Origin of the sequence: Acinetobacter sp. 1130196, from assembly GCF_000588095.1 — a bacterium.
Taxonomy (GTDB): Bacteria; Pseudomonadota; Gammaproteobacteria; order Pseudomonadales; family Moraxellaceae; genus Acinetobacter; species Acinetobacter nosocomialis.
The window spans coordinates 1-1,113 of the sequence record NZ_JFWX01000122.1 but is presented as its reverse complement, the minus strand read 5'-3'; the positions used below and the strand labels follow the sequence as shown (position 1 = coordinate 1,113).

The following is a 1,113-nucleotide window of genomic DNA, read 5'->3' as shown; positions in this document are numbered from 1 at the left end:
GTTTTTCAGATTCTGAATTCCAGCGCTTGGTTGGTGTACCTCGACCAGTTTTTAGTGAAATGATCGAAGTTTTAAAAGAAGTAGAATCACTTAAAAAGAAATCTGGGCGTCCTCATACTTTAGCTATAGAGGATCAATTATTATTAACACTCAATTACTTACGGAATTACAGCACTCAATTGGAGTTGGCTGCAAATTACCATATCGCTGAAAGTAATGTGAATCGAACCATTAAAAAGGTTGAAGATGCATTGATGAAATCAAGACGGTTTACTCTGCCAAAACGAAGCATTACCACAGCAGACGAACAGTTTAACTGGGTCATTATTGATGCGACAGAATGTTCAATAGAACGTCCGAAAAAAAAATCAGAGTAAGTTCTACAGTGGTAAAAAGAAGAAACATACGCTAAAAGCACAAGTGATCTATCATCCGAACAGCAAACAAATCATAGGGCTAGATATATCGAATGGCAGTCAGCATGACATTAAATTGGCAAGAAGAACGGTTAAAAAATTCAAACATTGTAAATATGTTATGACCGATTTAGGGTACTACGGATTAGAGCAAGATGGCTTTAAATTATTGATGCCAATAAAGAAAAAGAAGAATTTACCCTTATTTGATGTTGAGAAAAAGTACAATAAAATGATTGGAAAAATACGAGTTGTGATCGAACATATTAATAGTCAATTGAAAACATTTAGAATATTAAGTGAACGCTATCGAAATAGACGGAAAAGATTCGGTTTACGCATTAACTTAATCGCTGCACTGGTAAATCGGATGAACTTGGGCGAATTCAAACATGAGGTGCGACAGTTTCAAAAGCCATATGATAATCAACAAGCTGAGCAAATTTCTCTAATGGTGTAAGCCAATCTAACGCCTTTCTAGGACGAGTATTCAGTGACATGGCAACTTGATTTAAATAATGCTGATCTGCCTGATTTAAATCAATCCCTTTAGGTAAATATTGCCTAATTAAACCATTCATATTTTCGCATGTGCCTTTTTGCCAAGGTGAATGTGGGTCACAGAAATATACATCTATGCCTAAATCTTCTTCGAGTATTTTATGTTCTGACATCTCGCGTCCACGGTCATAGGTCA

At 35.8% G+C, this 1,113-nt stretch carries 1 protein-coding gene and 1 pseudogene; one reads left to right on the top strand and one right to left on the bottom strand.

The window, feature by feature from the left end:
* A pseudogene (locus J671_RS25755) lies at positions 1-795 on the top strand (IS5-like element ISAba27 family transposase); the annotation flags it as partial.
* A gap of 7 nt (positions 796-802) precedes the next feature.
* Here J671_RS25755 and J671_RS25750 read toward each other — a convergent pair.
* A partial coding sequence (locus tag J671_RS25750; protein ID WP_000319972.1) for an IS30 family transposase occupies positions 803-1,113 on the bottom strand: 311 nt, incomplete at its 5' end.